This is a genomic window from Shewanella sp. CAL98-MNA-CIBAN-0140 (assembly GCF_040309905.1).
Lineage (GTDB): Bacteria > Pseudomonadota > Gammaproteobacteria > Enterobacterales > Shewanellaceae > Shewanella > Shewanella psychromarinicola.
Window position 1 is genome coordinate 111,071 of record NZ_JBEOPI010000010.1, and the last position, 24,566, is coordinate 135,636.

Genomic DNA, 24,566 nt, shown 5'->3' on the forward strand with positions numbered 1-24,566 from the left:
GTGCAAATTAAGAGGACAGCGACACTTTACTCGGTTGGTAAAAATGTAAGTACCGCAGACAAACATAACTGACAACCACGGTGGCAACAAGCAGTTCAAATTCGGCTAGGCCATGAATTTGTTGTACATACTCGGTTGCGACGCCAATACTCTCCATCCAAACAGCCATTTTAAATAACGCAGTAGACCCTATTACCATCGGAAACGTAAATGCCGCAAAGCCAGGACTAAAAGGCAAGCGTAATAACTTAAAAAACGACAGATAAATAACGGCGGTCATCAGCACCCCAATGCCAAATAATAGTGCGACTATTACCGGTGAAGGTTGTTGCGTAATCGTTAAATAACCCGCCAAAGATAAACTCGCTGGCGCGGCTAGAATAGCTAATGTGGGTTTAGCTGAATCGGGAATTTGTTCCTTAAAAATAAGACGATAAATCATCATGGGTAACATTACTGCATAACATAACATGCCAAAAACAAGCGCCACTTGGGCAACCCATAATAAATGAACGTTACCTGAAAAAGACACATCGGCCACCACAATACCAATAGGCGGAATAAACCAACTGGGCACCATGTGACTCAGTGAAAACTGCTTACTGCGGTGATAGATAAAGCCTACCAAAAAACTAATGTGAAGTAACACCGCAAAAGACCATAACAAATCACCTGCAAGCGCTGATAAGTAACCCAGCGAGTTTGACACCACCATTAGCGCCATCGCAAAAGTCGGTACCACACTTCCCACGACTGGATGAGCGAGGTCTTGGCGCAAGAGGTCTGAATGAAATAAAAACTTACCACTGAGGATCAGTAATAATACACTGGCAATAACGGCACCCGTCCATTGACTGTAGTGATGCAAATCAACTAGCGTTTCCCAGCACCAACCTAAACTTGCAATCCCCAGCGCCAGTCCTGCCATCGGTGTTGGCGCTGCCATTAGGGTATTTTTTACCGCTCGAATCATTACAACCTCAAAACTAATCATCAGAGAATAAGCTTATATTACGCTTGCACTTTGTTTATATATATCCAATTATATGGAACATTCGTTCAGAAAAACTAAACGACTTCTTACTTAACAACAGAGCCTGACGACATTCGATGAATATTTCGCTGAAACAGCTCAATGTATTTACCAGTATAACCCAGCATAGAACCTTAACGGCTGCCGCCGAGGCGTTGCATTTATCTAAAGCGGCGGTAAGCATGGCACTGGCTGAATTAGAAAAACAACTCGGCCATCCGCTATTTGACAGAGTCAATAACCGCTTAATTCTTAATCAAGAAGGACACAAACTATTACCCCTTGCCGACGAGCTGCTTAGTAGAGCAAATAATATCAGTCAATTGTTTGATGCAGACCACGCTTTTTCGGGTCAATTAAAAATAGGTGCCAGTGATACCTTAGGTAACCATGTTGTTCCTGGGCTACTGAGTCAATTTCGGCATCAACATCAGCATTTCTCTCAAAGCGTAGTAATTTCCAATTCACGGCTAATTTGCCAAAAGCTGCTGGATTACGAGCTAGACATAGGCTTAATTGAGGGTAAAAGTCATTATCCAGAACTTATAGCAAGCCAATTTAGCAATGATAAAATGTGTATTATCGCCGCGTCTCATTTACCGATAAGCCAGCAAACGCAATGGAAGTTTACCGATTTAGCACGAAGTGAATGGGTATTGCGTGAGGCAGGTTCAGGCTCGCGAGAGTTTTTTTTGCGCACCATCGCACCGCAAATAGAGTCTTGGCATGAAGTGTTCGAACTTAACACTACAGAGGCCTTAATTAACAGTGTTGCTGCGGGGCTAGGTTTAGGCTGTTTATCGACTTTAGCGGCCCAATATGCCATAAATGATGGCCGAGTAACTCAGCTTAGTTTACCTAAAGCTACTGATAACATTGATATGCAACGACCCTTTTGGTTGATGGTACATAAAGATAAATATCATAGTCCTTTACTGAAAAGTTTTATTGAATTTTGCCATCAGTGGGACAATACATAAAGTAGCTACCCCTTATGCAGATAATAAGGTTTTATCTGTTTTATAAAATCTGCCCATTTACATTTGAGTTTAGGATATGGCCTGCGGCCACTAACGCTTAAGATCGCAAGGTTCCACCCTGCACGGGCCCATTCGACCGTCATTCCGGCATGGCTTTTGAGCTGGAGTCCGGCTCATTCTTTTATGATTTAAGTTTTATGGCCTGTGGTCACTAACGTCGTGGCGCTTCGCCCACACCAGACCAAGAAGAAACCAACGGCTGTTCCCTCTTGGTTCTTTGTTAACGAATTGGCCCAGCCGCCCCGCAACATTTTCCCTATGGATTAAACAACAGCTGCGAAAAGGTCGTGATGGGGATTGATCCAGCTTTTAACTTCATTTGCAGACTGCTTCGGCCCATCTTGCAGTAAAGAGTGAAAATGCTAACGCTTCCGATGGGGATCTGATAGGCAGGATGCCTGAATGCCTTGTAGCACATGGATGTGCGAGAAAGGCCTGTCAGGCTCACGCATTCTTTTATAAAAAGTCTTCAACGTACTCAATTTTTATTGAGCCTGAAGCTATGGGCCAGCTCACGCATGCTGTTATAAAAAGTCTTCAACGGCCTCAAGATCAACCATTAATTTGGCTCTTCCTAAATGAATATGACGGACTCGTTTGTGTCCCAAAGCTTGTTAGCACTAAAGCGCTATAGCACCCAGCATTGGTATAAAGGTGAGTATGCTCATTACTCTTCCTCTAAATCATACGCAGGCAAGGTCGTAAGCCGATTATCATCGACCGGGCTACCCACAGTGAAGTGGTAGAAACTTTGCCACTCGCGTGTTTCGATGCCGAAGGCCGTATGCACTGGGTCATCGAAGTAGCAGCCGATCCCGGTGGCGCCAATGCCCGCCGCCTCGGCCTCAAGGTAGAGCACTTGCCCGATCATTCCGGCCTCCCAGAACAAGTTCCGGTAAAAGCTGGCGCCATAGGTCGCCAGGCTATCCATGTAGTCGGCGAGCATGGCCAGGCTAAAAGCGCCATCTGCGGCGATGTTCTGGCCGCAGGAGACGGTGCTAGCCAGCGTTCGACAGTCGCCTTTTCGCAGTAGGTATAAGGGCAGTCCACTCGGGCAGTCCGGCACGCGCTGCCAAGAAAAATCGGCATGCATCACGCGCTTGAGGGTCTCCACCTTGAGAGGATCTCTGATCAGCGCGTAGATGCCCGGCACCAATCCGTCGACGCGGTGCACGAACAGCCCTAGATGGATGCGAGAGCGCCAGGAGAGTGTATCCCAAGGCATTGCTTGATTCTCTTTAGTTGGCATCAGTCGGCCGAGCATAGCAAAGAATGTTGCCCGCGAGATCGCCGTCGTGCCATCCATTGCGACCGCACTGCGGCGACCAATAATAACCCGCTCCGCAGTGAGCTCGGCCTCACCGATGTGGCCACTATTAGGGGTGACGAGCAACGCATCCGCCGATGGAAAGCCTGCGAAGTTTTCTTTAATCGGCGTGCTGGAGCAGCTTCGTATCGCCTGTGTAACTGTGTCGATTGCGGGCCACGCCACACTGTTGGCGGGGCTCAGCATATTGGCCCTGCCCTGCCAAAGCACGTCACTACCGTACGCTGTCAACGGCGTAGATATCAATGGAGCGACAGTGATATCCGCTACGGCTACATTCGGTGAAATCACTGCGAATAGGTCCGCTTCCTCGCGTTCCGCCGCCGCGAAATCCTCATCACGGTCTAGTCCTAGCAGGTTGGCGAGGGTGGCATCACTGACGTTGCCTTTCAGCACCAATGTCCATCCAAGCGCCGCTGCCGCGATACGCAGACTGGCCAGCGCGTGCCCAACATCATGCTGGCAGTAACGGAACGCGCGCTCACCATACTTCCAAGCTTCACGCCATTGCACCGACGACAGACCAACCAAAAAAGAGCCTTCAGGGAAAGAACCCTCACCAAAATACTCAGTCAGTTCGGACCACCGCGCAGCATTGAACACCGCGCGCCGTTCAAGCGCGTGCTCCCTCGGCGCATAATGGTACAAGGCTGGCGTAGCGCCGATCTGCTCAATCTCAGGCAATAGGGCATAGCCCTCGGTTGGATGCAGATTTCCGCTCGAGGGATTGACCCGCAACGGCCACTTGGTATCACCAGATTGTTTCCATGCCGTCAGCGACAGTGCATAGCGGAAAAAAAGCGAGACCGACGCTAAAGACAATGGCATCGGCGGCACGCTCGCGCTCACATAGAGCTGCCAATAGGGTAGCGGGCGGCCCAGCTTCGGCAGCGGGAGACGTACAAGATCCGCTCCTGCGTAACGCCTAAACGGATCGGGCTGCGTCGCCCAATCCATGTAGCCCAGTGCGGCGGCATAACGGTGAAAGTGATGTTTACTCCGCTCGTGGTAAGCGACAACAGCCTCGTCGGCAGAGGTATCCATCTCACCGACTAATGTTTGAGAAGTCACGACGAACAGCTCAAATACGACAAACCACCGACGGCAAAAAATTCAGATGCCTTGAGTCGATAGTATTTGTCTTCCACTTCCTGGGACTGCTCTGCGTAAGGCTGCGTCATGACGGCCTGCAGTTCTCGAACGAGCGAGTAATCACCCTCGCTCGCTTGGCTGTACGCAGGAACAAGCAACCACTCGCGCAAGCTGTATTTTGGGTTGACCAGTTTCATTTGCCTAGCGATCTCCTCACGGGTGTGGGGCTGCCCTGTCTTTGCATCAGTTTTCGCCTCGGTGCTGCTGCCGACCAGTGATTGCCATTGTGTAAGCCAAGCTGACCAGCGCAGGTCCAGTCCTTCGGGGGCTCGCTGCAAGTCCTGGTAGAAGCTTTTTTTCAGTGGCTCAATATCGCTAGGCAGCGCCGAAAGCTCGCGGAAGAATATGGTGTAATCAACAGGGGTTTGCACCATAAGTGTTTCGAGCTCATTAAATAGCGCTGGATGAAAAGTGCTAAGTCCAAGCTTGGCAGCCCACATCTGCTCCATTTGTGCTTGCATCTCGGTCGAAAAGCCATTTACCAACTGCTGGAGCTGTTCCAAGTCATCTGGCTTAGACGCCAGCAATGGGCTTAATGCAGTGCAAAACATCAGGAAATTGCGTTCCGCGGCTACGGGTTGATTGAGAAAAGCGAAGTGCTGTCCGCCACCCGTCCAAGGCTGATATTGCGGGTTGAACACATCGCAGAATCCGAAGGGACCATAGTCGAGTGTGAAGCCACCAGCTGCGCAGTTGTCGCTGTTGAAGTTGCCTTGGCAATAACCGACACGGATCCAGTTTGCCACCAATGAAGTCAGGCGGCTACGGAACTCGCGCGCCAGTAACAGCACTTTTTCGGCGCTGGTCAGTTGCTGGTCGATAACATCCGCGTATTCTCGTTCGACTAAATGCAACATCAACTGTTCAAGCTCCTCCAGCGCTTTGGGGTGTTCCTGCTTGCGGGCGCGGCGGCCGAAGAGCTCGAGCTGACCGACCCTAATAAACGAGGGTGCAACACGCGTCGAAATAGCAACAGCCTCCGTTATAAGTCTATCGGGATCGGGCGAGTGCGAGCCCTGGGAGTACCACGGCCGCTTGACCGTCTCTGTTTTAGACACATACAAACTCAGCGAACGAGACGTTGGCACGCCGAGCGCATGCATATGCTCCTGTGCTAGGAACTCCCGCACACTCGACCGCAGCACGGCGCGACCGTCCGCGCCGCGGCAATATGGCGTGCGGCCACCCCCTTTGAGCTGCATTTCCCAGCGTTGACCCTTGATGACAGCTTCAAGCACGGAAACAGCGCGGCCGTCGCCGTAGCCATTGCCGGTTCCAAACGGACATTGCTGGGTGTATTCGGTGCCGAAGATGGACAGTGCATACCCACACGCCCAACCGACCTTGCGCATCGGCTCCGGCACCTGCGAGATGTCGCCGGAGAACATGCGAACGAAGTCAGCCGACTGCGCCATGCTGTCTGCAAAACCCAATTCGCTAAAAAAGGTTTTGCTGTGCGCAACGTACTCTGGGTCTTCAATGGGTGTCGGCTTAACGGGGACGTAGTGCCCCGTGAATACTTGTCGCGGCACATAGTCGATGCCATTTTGTTTCGCGTCAGGATCGCCGTTGAGCGTGTCCATGAGTGAGTAGTTGGCTAACTTAGCGAGATCGTCGAGTGTCGCGACGGTTGGGGAAGTTTCCTGGGACAGTTGATTTATCATAGGGGTACCTCATGGATTGGGTAGAAGGGCAGTTTCCCCGCTGCGAGGTCCATCGCATCGACGATTGTTCGATTTATGGGGCGAACCTTTTCAGCATAACGGCGAAGGCTTGTCGCTGGAGCACCTGAGAAAACGCGCATCCCAGGTTGCTAATGTAAAGCTTGCCTTGCAGGATCGAAATCTTGCCATATGGCCATGAATCACCATGATCGACTCCTTGCAGAATGTCAGCTCGCTCTTGGCAATAATCATGTTGGCCACCCAGGACATAACAAGGGGTAGCTGGGCTAGCGGCGATCCGGCTGCTCGTTTTTTGTTGCAAAAAAAGAGGGGCCGTCAGGCTCTAGGTTCGACTCCAAAAGACCTTACACGTATCAGAGACGGCGAGCAAAGTCTCCACGAAAATGCTGATGGACAAGCAAGGAATCAGACATTCTGTCTAATGGAACGATTTTTCAGAAGTTATCAAACTGAATGGACGCCCAAACATGAGTATATCAGTTTTGTATAAGCAAATGATGATATTCCGGATGATATACTGAAGCACTCCAATACAATACGTGATCATGGTTATAAGAATTATATGACTCCAACAGCAGCCGAAATGGCCGCGTAAAGATGCATCGCCTGTTTGTATACAGATTGAGTTGACCACATCACACGTTACATGTCAGGAAGATTAATTATTGCAAATAAAAAGCCCCCTTAATTTGAGGGGGCTTTATTTAACGTTGAAAAATTAACCTATGTTCTAGTTGCTCTAATTCTTCTGCGGACAAACACCCCAAGACCAAAGAAACCAAATAACAATTCAATTAATCCTAAACTACCACCACCGCTACTGGTTGAAACTGGAGTTGGTTCTATCGTTTGAGCAGGAACACCAACAGTGACGGGATCTATGATTGTGCCATTCTCGACACCATCATCATCAAGGTATCCGCCATCAGTGATACTCACTTGCACCAAGTTATCGCCGATTAACACCCAATCCGTAGCATCAACCTCAACCGTAGTGCCATCATCCTTGACTTTGAGCAACGCAAACTCTGTTGGTAAAGCACTGCCAAAATTAATCGTAACGGATATAGTGCTTCCAACCGCAATGCCAGTTACGTTATAACTAAATTGCGGCATGGGATAAGTATACTCAGTACCCGTTGCTGTTGTTGCTGAAACAACAATACCCGACACACTTCCTTGATCGACTGTAATAGGTCGAGTTAAATTATAAATAACTGTGCCATCATCAAGTATAGTGGTTGGCGCTCCTGCGTCGTCGAGATCTGCTTCTGCACGATAGCGAACCACAGTATCTTCATTGCCAGCTGCATCAGTTGACGTTTCCATCCATACTGCATACAAATTTTCACCGTTAGGCTTCATGGTGAGTTGTGATTCAAAATCAGGCTCACCCTCTGGATCTAAAGGAACCGTAACATTAGCGGATAACAATTTGAGTGGCTCATAGGTTCTACCACCATCTTTGGTTTTAGTGACAAAAACATCAAGTTCTGCACCAGATTCGATATGAGCATAGGTGTTTTTGACAGAACCCCACGCTAATATAAAGGCATTAGGATCTTGACAATTTGTACCTTCAGGCGCATTGACAGGATCACAGGCAGACGTACTGCTTGGTGCACCCACAATGCGAGGCTCTTTAATATCGACCTCAGCTTCAGGTAGATAATTAGTCAGGTTTTGGGTACCCGTCCAAGTATGTCCACCATCATAACTACGACGAGTAAAGAAGTTATAGTTATTTTCGGTAGTGTACTTCGCTAGTGCCCAGTCTGAAGTGTAACTGTAACCAAACAAGATGGTATCACCACGGATAGCGCCACGATGTGCACGTGCATCTTCGAGATTATTATTCTCGGTAGTTATCGTTAAGGCTTCAATAGTCTTGGTCGTATCATCACTAGTGACCTCACCGACAGCATTAGTACTTAGGTTCATTGCTCCTGAATTATTAATACGATCTGATAGTGTGATTGGGGGGACGTGGTCTCGATCATCATCAGTCAAATAGTAATTACAACCTCCAGCTTCCTCATAGGTTACATCTAATACTGCATCCCCTTCTGCAATAACGACTACATTACCTAAACCATCAACATAGCCACCGAGTCCATCGGGATACACCACTGAACCTGTAGATGTCAGTACATAACGGGTAAACGTAGTAAAACGGGTATCTACCGCGGGTATTAAATCAACCGGAGTCAAGCCTGTATTCACCGCTTCTGTACCGACCTTACCAATACGGCCCACGATGTCAGAAGGGCCACCTTGGTCATACGCGCCCTCTTTCCAGAAAAACATGAACTTGGTTCCGCTTTGATTAATACTCTCATCCATACCAGCGGCCTGATTACCGAAGAAACGTACCCGTCGAGCATTTTCTGCTGGATTACTAATCACACAACCAATACGTGATGGGTCTTGCCAATCTGGTGACTGGTAAACGTCGCTAACAACGCCCTCTGTGTCTGAATATTCACTTTGTGGGTCAGAACTGGTATTTAGAGTGTCACTATCAGTGAAATTGCCCTTAGCACCCGGCTGATTTTGGTTTTTAGCATCACCTGTTGAACTGCCGCCTTTTTGCAAACCTGAACTAAATGCGACATTAATATAACTCGCTGGTGGCTTGTCGAAAGTAAAACGGTGATAACGGACAACCTTACCAAAATCGACCCCCTCACCACCGCCCTTGGTTTCTTCATAAGCGATGATAGTGACAGGTTTCTGCCCAGGCACTTGGGCCATACCTAAGTTTGCGCGTGATGCGCCTTCTTTACCTGTTTCTACCAATAATGGTTGAGTGTCTAAACATTCAGGTGTGGCCGCACAAATCGGATCAAGATAACCCGTTAATTCAGTAACAACATCATCCCCTTCACGTTTTTTAAACTTTTTGAAGTTATTGGTAACACGAGAAACATTGGCAGCAAACGAAATATCTGCAAGTGCGGGAGCTTTCATATCTTCAATATAGGTATACCAAATATCTGTACCTTTATTGACATTCGCACCACTGGCGCCATCTCCCGGACCATCTGCAGTACCGGTTTTTAAACCTTCAGGGTCTTCCTGCCAAACAACATTCCACGCTACTTTTGTACCATCACTATAGCTAGTTGCACGGGGTACATTTTGTTTGGCATCACGTTCACCAAAGCTTAATTGCTCACGCTTCCACGTACCGCCTGTAGGTACACCATCTGCATCTATTGCACTAGGATTTTTAGTATAGGCGATGTAAGTACAACTAAAAGGCAGTTGTCTTCCTTCACGATCAAGGTAGGTAGCAGCACCCTGATGGTAATTGTAATCCGGGAAATCATCATTCAGGTTAGTCACATCGACATCGACTGCGGGACAGTATTTATCATCCCATGAAACAGCCACATGACCGCCTGCTGCAAAGATATTCGGTTTCCCTGAGTCACCATAAAAATCGCCAAGAGAAATATCTCCATTAACATCCGTTTCCCAGTAGCTTTGTTTCGATGTTCTACGCGCCGTATCAGAAATATTGACTGGTGCACTCCAAGTAGCGCCGTCATCTTTTGACACGCGGATAAAAATATCCTGAGCAGGACGTTCTTTTTGCGCTTTCAGGTCATAAACCGTTTTACTATCACTATTACCATAAGCATATGCACTGACTAAATCACCATTAGGCAGTCTTTTTATTTTGCCTTTTGCAGCTAAGTCTTCAGTTAATACTCCACCGTCATCATGAGGTGATAAAGCTTGTGCATCACTGGCTAAGGCAATTGAAAATGTAGCGCTTGATAAATAAACTGCAGCCATACAACGTAGTAGTTTTTTAAATTTCATAATAAATACTCCCTAACTGTAAATATTTAATGAAAAATCTTATTCTTAGTTTCCTATCGCCTTAATTCCAAATGAATCGGGCAATATATATACAGCAACGACCGCGCCACAATGATATTGATACCGATAAATTGCCGGTTAATACTGATTCATATCAATTTTATACGTTTGATTAATATTATTTTTTTGTTTTTTTGTTAATATAATTGTCATATATGACAAATGTGTTGACAAAAATGGAGTTCGTTATGTCGATTAGCCTTCAATATATAAATCAAGATTTTGCCACTATGCTAAATGCTTATGACTGCCCTGCAATTTTGGTTACGCCCGAATATAGAATACTTGCCAGTAATCAACGGTATCTTGAAATTTTTGGGGCAATAGATCTGGACCAACCAGCTTATTGTTACAAGGCGTCACATCATCATGAAATCCCCTGTGACCAAGCTGGGGAGGCTTGCCCATTATCTGCCGCAGGTATTTCTGGGAAAAAACAACGCGTATTACATATTCATCATTCCCCTCGAGGTAAAGAGCATGTGGACATCGAAATACTGCCTATTTTAGACGACAAAGGGGAGGTGAAATTCTTTGTCGAGCTTTTAAAGTCAGTCACATTGGCAAACCCAAAAATTGACGGTAATGAAATGGTCGGCGCCAGCCTCGTTTTTAACCAATTGGTCGAAAACATTACCCGCGTTGGACCAACAGAAGCATCGGTATTATTACTGGGAGAAACAGGTACAGGTAAAGAAATAGCGGCTTCAGCTGTCCATCTAGCAAGTAATCGGAAGACTCAGCCAATGGTTATACTAGAATGTTCAGGTCTCACTGAAACATTGTTTGAAAGTGAATTATTTGGCCATGTAAAAGGGGCTTTTACTGGCGCGTTGTACAATAAACATGGTCTAGTTGAGGTGGCTAACGGCGGTACATTGTTTTTAGATGAGATAGGCGATGTGCCTTATGAGCTACAAATAAAGCTATTGCGCCTAATTGAAACTGGCACTTATCGCCCCGTAGGCAGTAGAGAAACCAAACGGTCTGATTTCAGACTTATTTGCGCCACAAACCAAGATATTTTTTCAATGGTAGAGCGTGGGGAGTTCAGAAGAGACTTGTACTATCGCATCAATGTATTCCCTATTAAAATACCCTCTTTAAATAAACGTAAAGAAGATATAGCACTGTTAACAACCGCGATTCTGCAGCGAATAGATGACAGTGGAAAGTACATAGTGACAGATTCTGCAATCAATTTATTAAGAGAGCATGACTTTGTTGGTAATATTCGAGAACTGCGAAATATACTATCCCGTGCACTTGTGCTGGCGAATACACAAATTATTGATAGGAATGTGATTAAAACCTGTCTTGAAATTGACCGCAAAATAGGAGGTCATTCAGAGTCTGAGACTGATTTGAAAGGCAATGAGCTAAGATATTTACAGCGTCTTATAGAGAGTGTCAATGGAGATAAAGACAAAGCAGCAACTTTGGCAGGCATTAGTACTCGCTCATTATATAGAAAGTTACAGTAGACATATGGGAAGATCGTGAACGTTATTTAAGTCATTTCAGTGAAATATCGACCTGTTCAAGTGCTTGTGAGCTTATACGCTTTTTTATGGAATCAGATTATGTAGATCGGATCATTCAAACAGCATGTTAGCGCGATATACGATCACCACCGCCAAAAAACATAAAAAAGACCATTTAGGCCGGTATCTATTAATCATCACGCTCAATACAACTTATTACGCTTAATTGTTCCATCTAAAGTGACGAACAAATCATAACAATCATCACCAAAGCAATCTAAAGCGCGAATCGCTACGTACCAACTAGCTCATTCATTATGAGATTTTTGGCACCATGGTCAATACCGCCAAACACGCTATTAATATCGTCTGGTTTAAACGCGATTTGCGCTTGTCTGATCATCAGCCGCTCGTCGATGCGTTTAACCATCATCTACCCTGCTTGCTGATTTATAACTTTGAGCCATTTATGCTGGCTGACTCGCATTATAATGAGCGTCATTGGCGCTTTGTGTGGCAGTCGCTACAAGACATAAATCAACAACTGGCGCGGTTTAATGGTCAGGTATATACCTTCAATGTGCCAATAATTGATTTGTTGAATGAATTATCTCAACAGTTTGAAATTAAAGATATTTTTAGTCATCAAGAGATTGGTCTACACAACAGCTTTGAGCGCGATAAAGCGGTTGCCCGCTGGTGTCATCAGCAGCAAGTTAATTGGCAGCAGTCACCTACTGGCGCGGTAGTGCGTGGCCGAAAACACCGCAAACAGTGGGACCAACACTGGCAACAAGTTATGAACAGTCCTATTGCTATCCCCAATTGGCAATTATGTCTGCTACAAAAGCTCGATAACTATCAAAATCCGCTTATCGACCAAGCCATCATGATACACAATGATCAGTTTCAAACGGGTGGTCCTAAAGCGGCCAGAGCTGTCTTGAACAGCTTTTTAGGCCATCGCGGTAAAGACTATCAACGCAGTATTTCTAGCCCCAGTTTGAGCCGTATCCATTGCTCACGTTTATCGCCTTATTTGGCTTGGGGCAACATCAGTCTTCGGCAAGTTTACCAAGCCACATTAACTCGTTATAACCAAGTGCAGAGCCAAAACGGTGATAACCCAATAAATAGTAATAACCGAGGTTGGCGAAAGTCATTGCTGGCGATGATGTCGCGCTTACACTGGCATTGCCATTTTATGCAGAAATTTGAAAGCCAATGCAGCATGGAATTTACCCCGGTAAACCCTGGGTATCTAGAGTATCCCTACCGTACAGACGACAAAGTACAGCAAGATATTCAGCGCTGGGCCGAAGGTCAAACGGGGATCCCAATTATCGATGCCTGCATGCGCGCTTTACAGCACACCGGTTACATTAATTTTAGAATGCGCGCCATGTTAGTCAGCTTTGTGACTCATCATTTAAACATTACGTGGCAACATGCCAGCTTACCGTTAGCCAATTATTTTCTCGATTTCGAACCTGGGATCCATTACCCGCAACTGCAAATGCAAGCCTCGGTCACAGGCATTAATACCATACGCTTATACAATCCAATCAAGCAGTCACAAGACCAAGATCCCCGTGGGGATTTTATTCGCCAGTGGTGTCCAGAGCTTACCAACTTACCCAATGAGTATATTCATCAACCTTGGCTACAGCCGCCGATGGAAGCTATTTTTAATGATGTAATTTTAGGCCGTGATTACCCAGAGCCTATGATAGATTTAACCCTAGCCGCTCAAGCTGCGCGCGATCGCTTATGGTCATACCGTGAACAACCTCAAGTTCAACGGCATATCGGCGCAGTATTAAGCCGTCACGTTAGCCCTAAACGCAAACGTACCAAGAACAAGGCCGCAGAACTAAAGGTACAGGCAAAAAGACCGTCATGACACATAACAAACAACAGCTTGAACAGAAAACCTGTTTGGTTTGTCAGCGCCCTTTTACATGGCGTAAAAAATGGGCGAAAGACTGGCCAAGCGTAAAATACTGCTCTGAGCGCTGCCGTCGCCATAAAGCCTCTAGCCAAACAAATTAAGGTAACGAATATGACGACACTGCATACTGATATATCTGCGCCATTATTGGGCGAGACCGACACATTAAGGCTGATCCTGGGCGATCAACTCAACGTCAGTCACAGCTGGTTTACACAGGTTAATCCCAACCGAGTGTATTTAATTGCCGAGCTGCCACAAGAGACTAACTACGTCAGTCATCATGTGCAAAAAGTGTGTGCCTTTTTTGCGGCTATGGCGCAATTTGCCCAAGCTTTAGCACAATGTGGTCATCAAGTGTTGTACCTGACCTTAGATGAAACCCAGCACTATGCCGACCTACCAGCGTTGCTTGAACACATTACTGCTGCGCATAAGTTAACTCATTTTGAATACCAACAGCCTGACGAATACCGTTTATCGCAGCAATTAGGATCTCTTTTACTACCAGGCATTGCTATCAATAGCACTGACAGCGAACATTTTTTATTGCCGTTTAGCGACATACAAGGTCAATTCACCCCGAAAAAACACCTCAAAATGGAATTCTTTTATCGACGGATGCGCAAACGCTTTAATGTGCTGATGCAAGATGGGGAACCTTTGGGAGGCCAGTGGAATTTTGATCAGCAAAACCGGGCGAGCTTTAAAAAGAATGACCTTGCTGATGTTCCTGCGCCGTTACTGTTTGCCAACGACGTCAGTGATATTTTAGCCCGACTTAAGCGCCACAATATCAACACCATAGGCAAAGCGGAAAACCAATTGTTATGGCCAGTTAATCGGCGTCAATCACGTGAGTTACTTGACTATTTTTGCCAGCACTTATTGATCCGCTTTGGTCATTTCCAAGATGCGATGACCGAAAATAGCCCGTCGGCTTGGAGCCTATATCATTCAAGGTTATCGTTTGCGCTCAACGCCAAAATGATTTCGCCTAGCGAAGTGATCAATAAAGTCATCGCTCATTGGCAAGCACATCAAAATGATATTTCACTGGCTCAAGTGGAAGGTTTTGTGCGGCAGATATTAGGTTGGCGCGAATATGTCCGCGGTATTTATTGGATCAATATGCCCGACTACGCTACTGATAATGCCTTGCAAGCACAACGGCCGCTGCCGGAGTATTTTTGGACCGCAAACACTAAGATGAATTGCATGCACCACGCCATAAAACAGTCGCTCGATTATGCCTATGCCCACCATATTCAAAGGTTGATGGTGACTGGCTGTTTTAGTTTACTCGCGGGTATCAATCCAGATGAAGTCGACCAATGGTATTTAGGCATTTACATTGATGCCATCGAATGGGTCGAAATGCCCAATACTCGCGGGATGACTCAATTTGCCGACGGCGGCATTGTCGCCACAAAACCCTATGCCGCCAGCGGCAATTATTTGAATAAAATGGGCGATCATTGCAAAAGCTGTCATTACAATGTCAAACTCAAAACCGAAGCCAACGCCTGCCCGTTTAACAGTTTATATTGGCATTTTATTCAACGTCATCAAGAGCGATTTAAACGCAATCCACGCATGGCGATGGTGTATAGAAACTGGCAAAAGATGGATGCTAACACTCAGCAGGCCATTATCAACAAAGCCGATACGCTATTAGAAAATATAGAAAGCTTATAACCTTTAACTGTCGGGATAGGATTGAATGATGGACAAAATCTCAGCCATACGCAGTTTTGTCGAAGTCACCTGTTGTGACCGTTTAACCAAAGCTGCCGAGCAACTAGGCTTAAGCCGTTTGCAGCTATCTTGGCACATTGAAGCAGTCGAGTCATGACTCACACAACACCAGACCATAGCAAACAAGCTAATGCGGATTAGCGAGGTACAGATCTCTGGTTAAGAATCTCTAATTAAGAATCTCTAATTAAGAATCTTCAGCTAATAATCTTGAGTAATAGTTGCTGTAATTGCTGCGGTTGATCAAGGCTAGCATCATGGCCGCAGTCATCAATTTTAAGTAACGGAGTTTGGTAAAAAAGAGCTAATTGCTCGCTACATTTGGGATTAGCTAACTTGTCTTGATTGGCAACGATCACACTAACACAGGTGCCTTGTAATACAGGGCTATGAAAACGGGCTGAGGCGTACAATTGGCGTAGCCCATTGATAAATGATGTATGAGATTGCAACCTTAGTAAGCTCCAAGCATTAATCACTTCAATACTTTGACCAAAATGCCTGCTGGTAAAATCCAATACTGTTGCCTCTAGCCAATGTCCTCTGTCAGTTCCCCCTTGATTTTGACCAGGCAAATAAGGGCGAACAACGCTTAGCAAAGCATGCGCTAAAGACATCATTAACCCCCAACATTGAAACCGATAATACCAAGGTGACAAGTTGGCCGCGCTGCTGTTAATTAACACCACATGCTGCACTCGTGATCGACACTGCGCCGCCATAGTTAACGCCAACATGCCTCCCATAGACAAGCCCACTAATACCAAGTTAACTTGGCTTGGCGGCGTACCCTGTTTAAGCAACGCGGCATCAATTTGCTGCCACACCGCATCACAATAGTCTTGCATTTTACCTGGACTAACCTGATTAACTAACACACCATTACCGGGTAAATCCACGCTAATGACATTCACAGCTTGTTGGCTTAAACGCTGATCAAATCCATTCCAATGACGACTGTCACGCATTAATCCTCTTAGCAATACCAAGGTGGTCATAGGTTATCCTCACTTAGCCTCATTTAGCTTTTTTAGACCAGAAGCGATTAGCTTGTTGAGTCAATAGGGTCAGTTGTTTAGGGTTTATTTGTTCAATAACTTGCGCATAAGCAGCATCGATCAAAAACTGCATTAATACCACGTGTCGCCGTAAAACGCGTTGATGTCGATGTGTTTTTTGCGGATTAAAATAGCCGGGGAAATTAAATAACTGACGCGGATTTTTACGCAACCAAGCCCATGACCCCATTTCTAACGTTAACGGAATAAACGGTTTATCGCTAACATTACTCGCCACCAAGTAATCCCAAATATCGCCATGGGTACGATAAAAATGACTTTGCGGCGCTAACCGATAATGACTGTGGTGAGGATAACCTTTCTCGAACAATTGCATTAGCTGATAAATATAACCTATCCCAGCAAACGGCTGCCGAGTATGGGCATGAGGAAACCACACATGATCGCGTAAGCCAAAACCAGAATGGGCGTCTAAGGCAATAACACTGCTGCTCTGTTGTTGTAGTTGTTGAACATACCTTACTAACGCTTGGGTTTCGAGTTCCATACCATGTTGGCCGCGATACCAAGGCAAGCGTGGTGATAATCGCTGACCGCCAACAAGAAAGGTCACCTCTTCATCTGAATCAATCGATGCATTACGCATTAAATCGACGTTATTACCATTACCACGGCTGCCTCGTAAAAAGCCCACCGGATTCACCACTGGCACAAACGCTAAACGTACATGCTTGAGTAATTGCTGTAAATGAGTATCCCAAGGCAGACGATTAAGTAAGCTGCCTAAAAAAGCCAGCACCACTTGCGCACCAATCCGTTCAACACCGTGCACCCCACCGACAAACAATACGGTAGGACAAGGTTGTTGTTGGCCTAACTCAATGGCCGTTACCGACAGTTTTTCACCACGGTAATATAAATCCGCTAAAGACTGGTGCCGAAATTGCTGTTGATGCTGTGCAATTAGGCGTTTTAATGTGTCTATCTCAAACGAATGCTCAAATGAAAACGTACCCATTAGCCACTATTTACTGTCACAAAATGATCTTAATAAACTAACCAAAAAATAAGACAAGTTAGTGACAATAAATTGAAACAACCTAAATAACACATTGCTTAACAATGTTTACATAAAGTAAACAAATCAATATAGATCATATAATTAGAAAACTATTATCGGGTTTGGAGACCCAAATCACATTCGATTTAAGGCAGAGGTTTTATCATTATTTCAAGATAGTAAAACTAAATAGGCATTCGATAATGAGTACAATTGAATCAATCACCTTAATGCTAGCCTTAGTGTATAGCACCAGCTTGCTGTACTGGAGTGGCAAAAAATGGGGCGCACTTGTCAGCGCTGCATTATTGCTCGGTGCAACCCTAGCCAGTTTTTTCTGGCCATTACTACTCATATTATTGGTCGCGGTGATCATTGTCACGGCACTAGGACAATATCAACCTGCGTTTGCCAATGCAGAAGGTAGACCCAACCAAGTACGTGAGATTTGCCAACACTTCTTTGCCCTTTCCATGTTATTGGTCGGAGTGCAATATGCTATCAACGCAGGATTATTATATGCAGGGGAAACGCCTTGGTTAATGCGACCCGATGTCGGTGATGCGTTTTTACCTATTGCTGGAGGCATTGAACTTAAAGCTATTTTAACCTTAGGGCTCTGGGATCAAAATCATCCTGCGGCAGTGGTTATGCTGTGTGTCGTATTACTCACAGGTTTAATATGTAAGCGCGCATTTTGTGGCTGGGCTTGCCCATTAGGGTTAGCTGGCGAATACCTCTATAAACTGAGAAAACATTTTATTCACGCCGAACTTCTGCCACCAGCATGGTTGGATTGGCCACTCAGAATGCTTAAATATTTGCTATTAGCAGCACTGCTTTATTTGGTTATTTCTATGCCAGCGGCATCTATCCCACATTACATGTCAGGGAATTACCACAAAGTAGCCGACTTAAAAATGGCAGTATTTTTCATGATGCCATCAATGGTTGCCTTAATCGGCTTCGGTATTCTGTTTGCGTTAGCCGCATGGCGTCGCCAAGGTTTTTGCCGTTATATTTGCCCTTATGGCGCGCTGTTAGGCATAGTGAGCTTTTTCAGTCCATTTAAAATTCGTCGTAATACTCAGCATTGTTTAATTGAAACCAAAGGCATGAGTTGCGATAAATGCACCCGCGCATGCCCTGCCAATATATCAGTACATACTCAGAAAGATATTCGTTCCGATGAGTGCCAAGCCTGCATGCGTTGTGTGTCAGCGTGTCCTAAAAAAGAGGCGCTGCAATTAAGCACTCGCAATGGTATTAAACTGTCTGCCAGAGGATTGCTGATTATGTTACTGACGGTAATGTTTATGTTACCGCTGTTTGCTTACGTCGGAGGCTATTGGCACAGCCAAACGCCTGACGACATAAAAATGGAACTGATACAAAAGCTTGATCGTATAGGTCATTAATTCAGAGTTTATAATGAACAATTAAAAATCAATAACACGAGTGTCTATTTGGACACTCGTGTTATTCCTCATTGATTCAAGCATCAATGGTTGTAACCAATGACCAAACACTATTAGTTTCCTCCTTTAAAGCACGTTGCTTGGTTTTCGCTGCTATAGCAAGAGCCTAGAACGCTGCGCTGCTAGTACGCTTCGCGGCTAGAGGCTATAAAATCAACAGCCTAGCAGGACAAAGTCCGCCCTAGAACCTCGAAGACCGAAAGTCGCTCTAGCCCCCGTAGGCGCCTAATACCTAGCACCTTGAACGCTGTCATGTCTCGTCATGCACAATCCTGCATGCCGAGGTCGTTTGGGTATAGCAAATAAAAAGGGCTGCGCAATGCAGCCCTTCAATTAAATATCACTTACCACAATGGTTAACTTACAAGCCTTCAAGCGTTAAACGCTTACTACGCTTATTATTCGCAAAAATCAGTGCAATTAACGCCACCACACCGACAGCAATACCGATAGGTTGACTTAATGGTTGAGGGAAGCCAAAACCAATACCCGCCGTTAAAATGTACGACACTGTCACACTCGTCCCCACAATAGCAGGTAAACTCACGATCCAATGGAAGGTACCACGGTTAAATAAATACTTGGTCGCTAGCCATAATACGCTGGTAGATAACAACATATTTGAGAATGCGAAATAACGCCAGATCAGTGTAAAATCAATCTTGGTCATAAAATAGGCAATAATCAAAATAGGCACCGCAACAAATAAACGGTTTCTGATACTTTGAGGGATCTTAAAAGCATCAATAATGGTTAAACGTAATGCTCTAAATGCAGTATCACCAGAGGTAATTGGGAAAATCGCCACCGCAATAATCGCCATAATACCACCCGCGGCACCTAAGTAAGTAGAAGCCACTTGGTTAACCACCATTCCTGGACCACCTATGTCAAGAATACCTTTAAGTTCAGCATAACCACCAGGGAAAGCCGCGATACCCGCAGTAGCCCAGACACATGCGACCACACCTTCTGCCATCATTGCGCCGTAGTAAACAGGACGAACGTATTTTTCATTGGTTAAACAACGCGCCATGATGGGTGCTTGTGTTGAGTGGAAACCACTAATCGCACCACAAGTAATAGTGACAAACAATAATGGCCATACAGGTAAACCGTCTGGATTAGGCTCTAATAATTCATTGTTATAGTGACTGTGATCAAAATAAGCAAAGATACCATCAACAGTCGGTAATTGTGGTGCGTGGATTAATAACGCAACAGCAATTGACGTTGTCATCACAATCATTAATAAACCAAATACTGGATACAGTTTAGTAATGATTTTATCTATTGGTAACAAGGTTGCTAAAAAGTAATAGCCCAAAATCAATAATACCCAGAAGGTATTTTCGCCAAAAATGGTGTCTTTAAAATAATCTAAGTTACTGAGCAATCCTGCTGGGCTCATGATGAATACAACACCAACGAAAAATAACAGCATGGCAGTAAATATCAGCATGGCTGCTTTAAAGTAAATATTAAAATAATGTCCCGCAATTTCAGGTAAGCTTTTACCGTCCTCTTTGATGCTCATGACACCGGAGAAGTAATCGTGAACCGCGCCACCGAGTAAATTACCAAGGACAATCCATACCAGCGCTATAGGGCCATAAAGCGCACCTAAGATAGGTCCGAAGATAGGTCCGACACCAGCGATGTTGAGAAATTGAATTAAGAACGCTTTAACCGGATGAACTTCGACATAGTCAACGCCATCATTAAATCGTGCTTGAGGGGTTATTGCATTAGGGTCGATACCCGCTTGCCGTTCAACGAACGGACTGTAAAACTTGTATGCGAGCAAGAGAAGCCCGATACAAATGAAAAAAATCAACATGTCATTATCATCCATTAGTTATAGGAATGTACTCAATGTTGAGTTTGTTTCAGATAGCTTTAGAGGTCAAGTCATGAGGCATTATACCAAGGTAGGGGTTGCTATTAATCGCTCATCGTGAATTTATATCCAGCTTGGCGATAAAGTATAATTTTGTTAATGGGTTACCTCTACCCCCCAGCCATAGTGACTTTGTTACTTATCTCAACTTACTCTCATACTTTCACAAAAAAATCGACCAGCCACGCTTAATGCATGTTAATGCAGACAATACCCTTGTAGTATATAAGGATTATTTTAACGCCATAAACAAACAATAATCTCGAATAAAAGCATTCTATCTATGGGTAAAATAAACCGTCTTAGATTATTATGTAAATATTATGTCAATATTATATCAATGTTATAATAGCCGCCTACTCGAGCTAACCATTCGCAATAAAGAGCAAAATCCACCTCATCTGCTCGCTTTCTCGATTTTTTCGCTTGTTATTTTTTTCGTTTGTTAGCTTTTTAGCTTTTTAGCTTTTTCGCCTATAAATAGATAAAACCCCACCGGCATTGCCAGTGAGGTTTTATTAGCCAAAAGATAATATAGTCGTTTGCTAAGCTATTTTTGCAGGGTTAACTCGATGCTAGATTCAACCGATGCTTGGATCTCAGCTTCGGTAAATAACAATGGACGTAATTGCTTTGCCGTAGAATACAGTTCACTTTGATCAGAAAAGCTAGGGCTTAACACGTTACTGGACTCCGAATAAGTCAAAAGACCTTTTGCCTTAGGACCATCATCAGTAAAGCTCACGGTCATCATCCAACTTGAACCACTTCGGATTTGGTAACCTTCTGAGGTTAATCCTGATGCTGCCGCCTTACCTGAAACAACATCTAACACAGGTGGGTATTTATGTTGAGGTATTAAAGTGTCATCACCGGATAAGGTGGTCGAAAACACGTTAAATCCACCTTCCGCATTATGACTACCAGGCCAAGGTAGCTTCACCCCAGATGCACTGCCATCAGGGAGTGACTTTTCAACAAATTGCACCTCTCCTAAGCTCGCATCCACAGCAAAACCTGCCGCTTCAAGATTCAACGCCCCATGAGCTAAAGCGATTAACGCGCTGCCATCAGTATTGAGCTTATTGGGTGTTGTTGCTGCACTCATATAATCAAAAGCTTCAGTTAACATGGTATTTTGATCAAACTGATGGGCAAACTCACGAATTAACGCCCCGCCCTTACTGTCATTATCTTGCTTACCATTCCACGCTCTTAGTGCTGAACATGATGCAGAAACATCTTTAGATAATGTGGCGCTCACCACCACGGGCGTATCACCTTGTAACTCACATTGGCTAATTAAGTCGGCTAACACCAACTCTGCGAGATAAGCTCGGTTGGATAATAAGGCCGTTTCAAGCTCTTCTATACTAAATTTACCGTCATCACCGGCTGCATCATCCATTAACGTTAACCCCATGCGAGTCCGTAATGATAATTGACCTCGCTCTGGACCGTATAAAGGAGAGAAGTTTTCCAAAGGTGCAGCAAGGTTAGTCGACCAAAATGAGTTATTTGAGTTTTGCACAAAGTCACTCCGTTCAAGCTTAGGTGCACGTTCATAAGGCATTGGCGAATCATAACTAAACACCGAGGTATTACCCGGTAAAATAGTAAAACCAGCTTGAGCTTTAGCTGCAACAATAGCAGGGGTAGTTCTAATTATATCGACCACTAAATCAGAAAAACCCGGTACGGTTGAGTCGTCAATATAAAAGGCATTGCCTTCTTTGTCTGCGTACATAGTGTTATTAAAAATCACCCCATCATAATTTTTAAATGCTTGCTGGAACTCATCTTGGTTTGTTGCGCGGTTCATGGCTAACCAATGATCAAGCGGATCTTTATTGGCCATGTTGGCGTCTTGAATAAAGAAGGCTTGACCATCATCCCAGCCAAACGGCGCCAATGATGGCGGCGCCTCAACCATTGGACCTTTAGCTGTGGTGTAAATGTCTTTTTCGGCCACCAACATACCTGCTGCACCTGCATTGACTAATACCGACACCGTTTCTTTGGTGATCGGCATCTTTGAGCCATCAAACAGATACTGCAATCTGTCACCTGAGACTAACTCTAGGTTATACATAACAAAGTGCTCGGCTGTCGAAAAGGTATGGGTCCAGGCAACATCGTTGTTAAAACCAATGTTCACCAGACCAGGCATACCCACTAACGACCCACCCATGACATCAATCTGGCCTGGGATAGTCATATGCGACTGCCAAAAACGTAAATTACCGGTATGCGGAAAATGCGGGTTACCTAACACCATGCCTTTACCGTTTTCGGTTTTATCTTTACCTAAACCCCAACCATTAGAACCCAAGTTTCGAGGATTAGTTTCAGGGGTGGTAATATTCGCCGCCCGTGCTATTAATTTATTGTTCATATCCTGCACAAACGCGGTTTGTGCAGTGGACGGTGCCGGCCCAACAATACGCGGTAAATACTCTTCGCCATCACCAGGGTTGGCGTAAAAAATTAAATCTAAAAAGTTAGCCGCACCAGGTAATAACGCGATGGAAAATATATAGTTGGCTACATCAATACCGCCAATGGGTTTAACCCAAGGTTGACCCGCACAGAATGGCTCGCCAGTTTGAGTTCCAGCGTCTATATCGGCAAGGTATTGATTATAACCCGCACTAAAGCCTTCCATTAATGCGCGCGAGTTATAACTAAACTGTGAATACTGGTTTTCAGCAAGCTGTCTAATTTTTAACGCTTTGTAAGCAAAATCAGAGATTAAATTGCCATTATCTTCGCTGGTCGGCAGACCCGTAGCAAAATCAATTGAAGCATGGGGGCCAAAGTACATTGACCGTTCAGAATTAGCTTTAATAAACCCATCGGCCATCACACATAAATTGTCTTGTGCTTGGGCATAACCACTCCCAAAACCTAGGCTTTCTAAGTTATCGGCAGAGATATGTGGTACACCGTATTGAGTGCGACGGATGTTGGCCTTTAAGGTGCCGTTAGGGGCAAAAGCTTGTAATGGAGGTGAAATGGCTTCGGGTTCTGGAGTAGGTTGAGGTGTTTTACCGTATTGAGTGTCATCACCACACCCGACGATAACCACACTAGAAACCATGCCAATGGCGAGCAGTATCTTGTTCAGTTTCATTATTATTATCCTTGTTGTATCCCAATGCTAATTAGCATGATGGGTGAGGTATTGAATCCTTTACGCCTCAATTTAAGCTAACAGCACGGCCAAAGTAATCCCAGTTACCTTGAAACGAATGCGCTGTTGTTAAATACAACAAAGACATGCATGCTCATTTAAGCAATCATTCAGTCGTCTGTCTACATCTTGATAAAAATAGCCGAAACTTGCTTAACAAAAACAATTAACCTTATAAAGCTAACCTCAGTCCTGGATAATAAACGATTATAAAATAGCGACGTCTTTGGCTATTTGCGTTGCATTGACCTGAATTAAACAAGTTATTTATGCGTAAATACGCCTTGTTAGCAGAACAAATGGCAAGTTTGATATTGATGACCCGCTGCGAGTATCGCTTCGCTGCTAAGATTGTATAGCATCTAGCAGCGTAGCGTCCTAGCATCTAGGCTTTTCGCTTGTATAGCATCTAGCAGCGTAGCGTCCTAGCATCTAGCAGCGTAGCGTCCTAGCATCTAGCAGCGTAGCGTCCTAGCATCTAGCAGCGTAGCGTCCTAGCATCTAGCAGCGTAGCGTCCTAGCATCTAGCAGCGTAGCGTCCTAGCATCTAGCAGCGTAGCGTCCTAGCATCTAGCAGCGTAGCGTCCTAGCATCT

Annotated in this window: 15 protein-coding genes; 7 read left to right on the forward strand and 8 right to left on the reverse strand. The window is 45.0% G+C overall.

All coding sequences use genetic code 11. The features are described from left to right. Positions 1–7 precede the first annotated feature (7 nt). Positions 8–973, reverse strand: a complete 966-nt coding sequence (locus AAEY93_RS07410; protein ID WP_124013550.1) for a TDT family transporter — start codon at positions 971–973, stop codon at positions 8–10. Positions 974–1,110: 137 nt separating this feature from the next. On the opposite strand from AAEY93_RS07410, the gene AAEY93_RS07415 reads away from it, so the two are divergent. Next, positions 1,111–2,013, forward strand: a complete 903-nt coding sequence (locus tag AAEY93_RS07415; RefSeq protein ID WP_124013549.1) for a LysR substrate-binding domain-containing protein — start codon at positions 1,111–1,113, stop codon at positions 2,011–2,013. 727 nt (positions 2,014–2,740) lie between these two features. On the opposite strand, the gene AAEY93_RS07420 is transcribed toward AAEY93_RS07415, so the two are convergent. The 3 genes from AAEY93_RS07420 to AAEY93_RS07430 form a co-directional block, all read right to left on the reverse strand. Then, on the reverse strand, positions 2,741–4,444 hold the full coding sequence (locus AAEY93_RS07420; protein ID WP_351075820.1) for a SagB/ThcOx family dehydrogenase: 1,704 nt from the start codon (positions 4,442–4,444) through the stop codon (positions 2,741–2,743). 23 nt (positions 4,445–4,467) lie between these two features. Next, positions 4,468–6,216, reverse strand: a complete 1,749-nt coding sequence (locus AAEY93_RS07425) for a protein adenylyltransferase SelO (RefSeq protein WP_124013547.1) — start codon at positions 6,214–6,216, stop codon at positions 4,468–4,470. Positions 6,217–6,960: 744 nt separating this feature from the next. After that, the gene (locus AAEY93_RS07430) at positions 6,961–10,068 is read right to left on the reverse strand and encodes a choice-of-anchor O protein (RefSeq protein ID WP_124013838.1); all 3,108 of its coding nucleotides are present in this window, start codon (positions 10,066–10,068) and stop codon (positions 6,961–6,963) included. Positions 10,069–10,316: 248 nt separating this feature from the next. Between AAEY93_RS07430 and AAEY93_RS07435 the strand changes: the two genes are divergently transcribed. The 5 genes from AAEY93_RS07435 (at position 10,317) to AAEY93_RS07455 (ending at position 15,418) form a co-directional block, all read left to right on the forward strand. Continuing rightward, positions 10,317–11,612, forward strand: coding sequence for a sigma-54 interaction domain-containing protein (locus tag AAEY93_RS07435; RefSeq protein ID WP_351075825.1), 1,296 nt, complete (start codon positions 10,317–10,319; stop codon positions 11,610–11,612). A 334-nt stretch (positions 11,613–11,946) separates the two neighbouring features. Next, entirely contained in the window at positions 11,947–13,515 is a 1,569-nt protein-coding gene (locus AAEY93_RS07440) for a cryptochrome/deoxyribodipyrimidine photo-lyase family protein (protein ID WP_124013837.1), read from the forward strand. Further along, complete coding sequence (locus AAEY93_RS07445) at positions 13,512–13,664, forward strand: DUF2256 domain-containing protein (protein ID WP_124013836.1); 153 nt, start codon at positions 13,512–13,514, stop codon at positions 13,662–13,664. Before AAEY93_RS07440 ends, AAEY93_RS07445 begins: the two co-directional genes overlap by 4 nt. Positions 13,665–13,674: 10 nt before the next feature. After that, on the forward strand, positions 13,675–15,261 hold the full coding sequence (locus AAEY93_RS07450; RefSeq protein ID WP_124013835.1) for a cryptochrome/photolyase family protein: 1,587 nt from the start codon (positions 13,675–13,677) through the stop codon (positions 15,259–15,261). A gap of 25 nt (positions 15,262–15,286) precedes the next feature. Then, positions 15,287–15,418, forward strand: a complete 132-nt coding sequence (locus tag AAEY93_RS07455) for a hypothetical protein (protein WP_372491466.1) — start codon at positions 15,287–15,289, stop codon at positions 15,416–15,418. Positions 15,419–15,518: 100 nt separating this feature from the next. Here AAEY93_RS07455 and AAEY93_RS07460 read toward each other — a convergent pair whose 3' ends face one another. Beyond that, entirely contained in the window at positions 15,519–16,319 is an 801-nt protein-coding gene (locus AAEY93_RS07460) for an alpha/beta hydrolase (RefSeq protein WP_351075831.1), read from the reverse strand. Positions 16,320–16,338: 19 nt separating this feature from the next. After that, positions 16,339–17,358: a DUF2817 domain-containing protein gene (locus tag AAEY93_RS07465; protein ID WP_101032716.1), complete on the reverse strand. Its 1,020-nt coding sequence runs from the start codon at positions 17,356–17,358 to the stop codon at positions 16,339–16,341. Positions 17,359–17,603: 245 nt separating this feature from the next. On the opposite strand from AAEY93_RS07465, the gene AAEY93_RS07470 reads away from it, so the two are divergent. Beyond that, the gene (locus AAEY93_RS07470; RefSeq protein WP_101032717.1) at positions 17,604–18,818 is read left to right on the forward strand and encodes a 4Fe-4S binding protein; all 1,215 of its coding nucleotides are present in this window, start codon (positions 17,604–17,606) and stop codon (positions 18,816–18,818) included. 421 nt (positions 18,819–19,239) lie between these two features. Here the strand turns inward: AAEY93_RS07470 and AAEY93_RS07475 are convergent, their stop codons facing one another. Next, positions 19,240–20,718 (reverse strand): carbon starvation CstA family protein, encoded by a 1,479-nt coding sequence (locus AAEY93_RS07475; RefSeq protein ID WP_124013833.1) that lies wholly within the window; start codon positions 20,716–20,718, stop codon positions 19,240–19,242. Between the two features lie 610 nt (positions 20,719–21,328). Beyond that, positions 21,329–23,911, reverse strand: coding sequence for an acylase (locus AAEY93_RS07480; RefSeq protein WP_351075836.1), 2,583 nt, complete (start codon positions 23,909–23,911; stop codon positions 21,329–21,331). Positions 23,912–24,566: the final 655 nt, after the last annotated feature.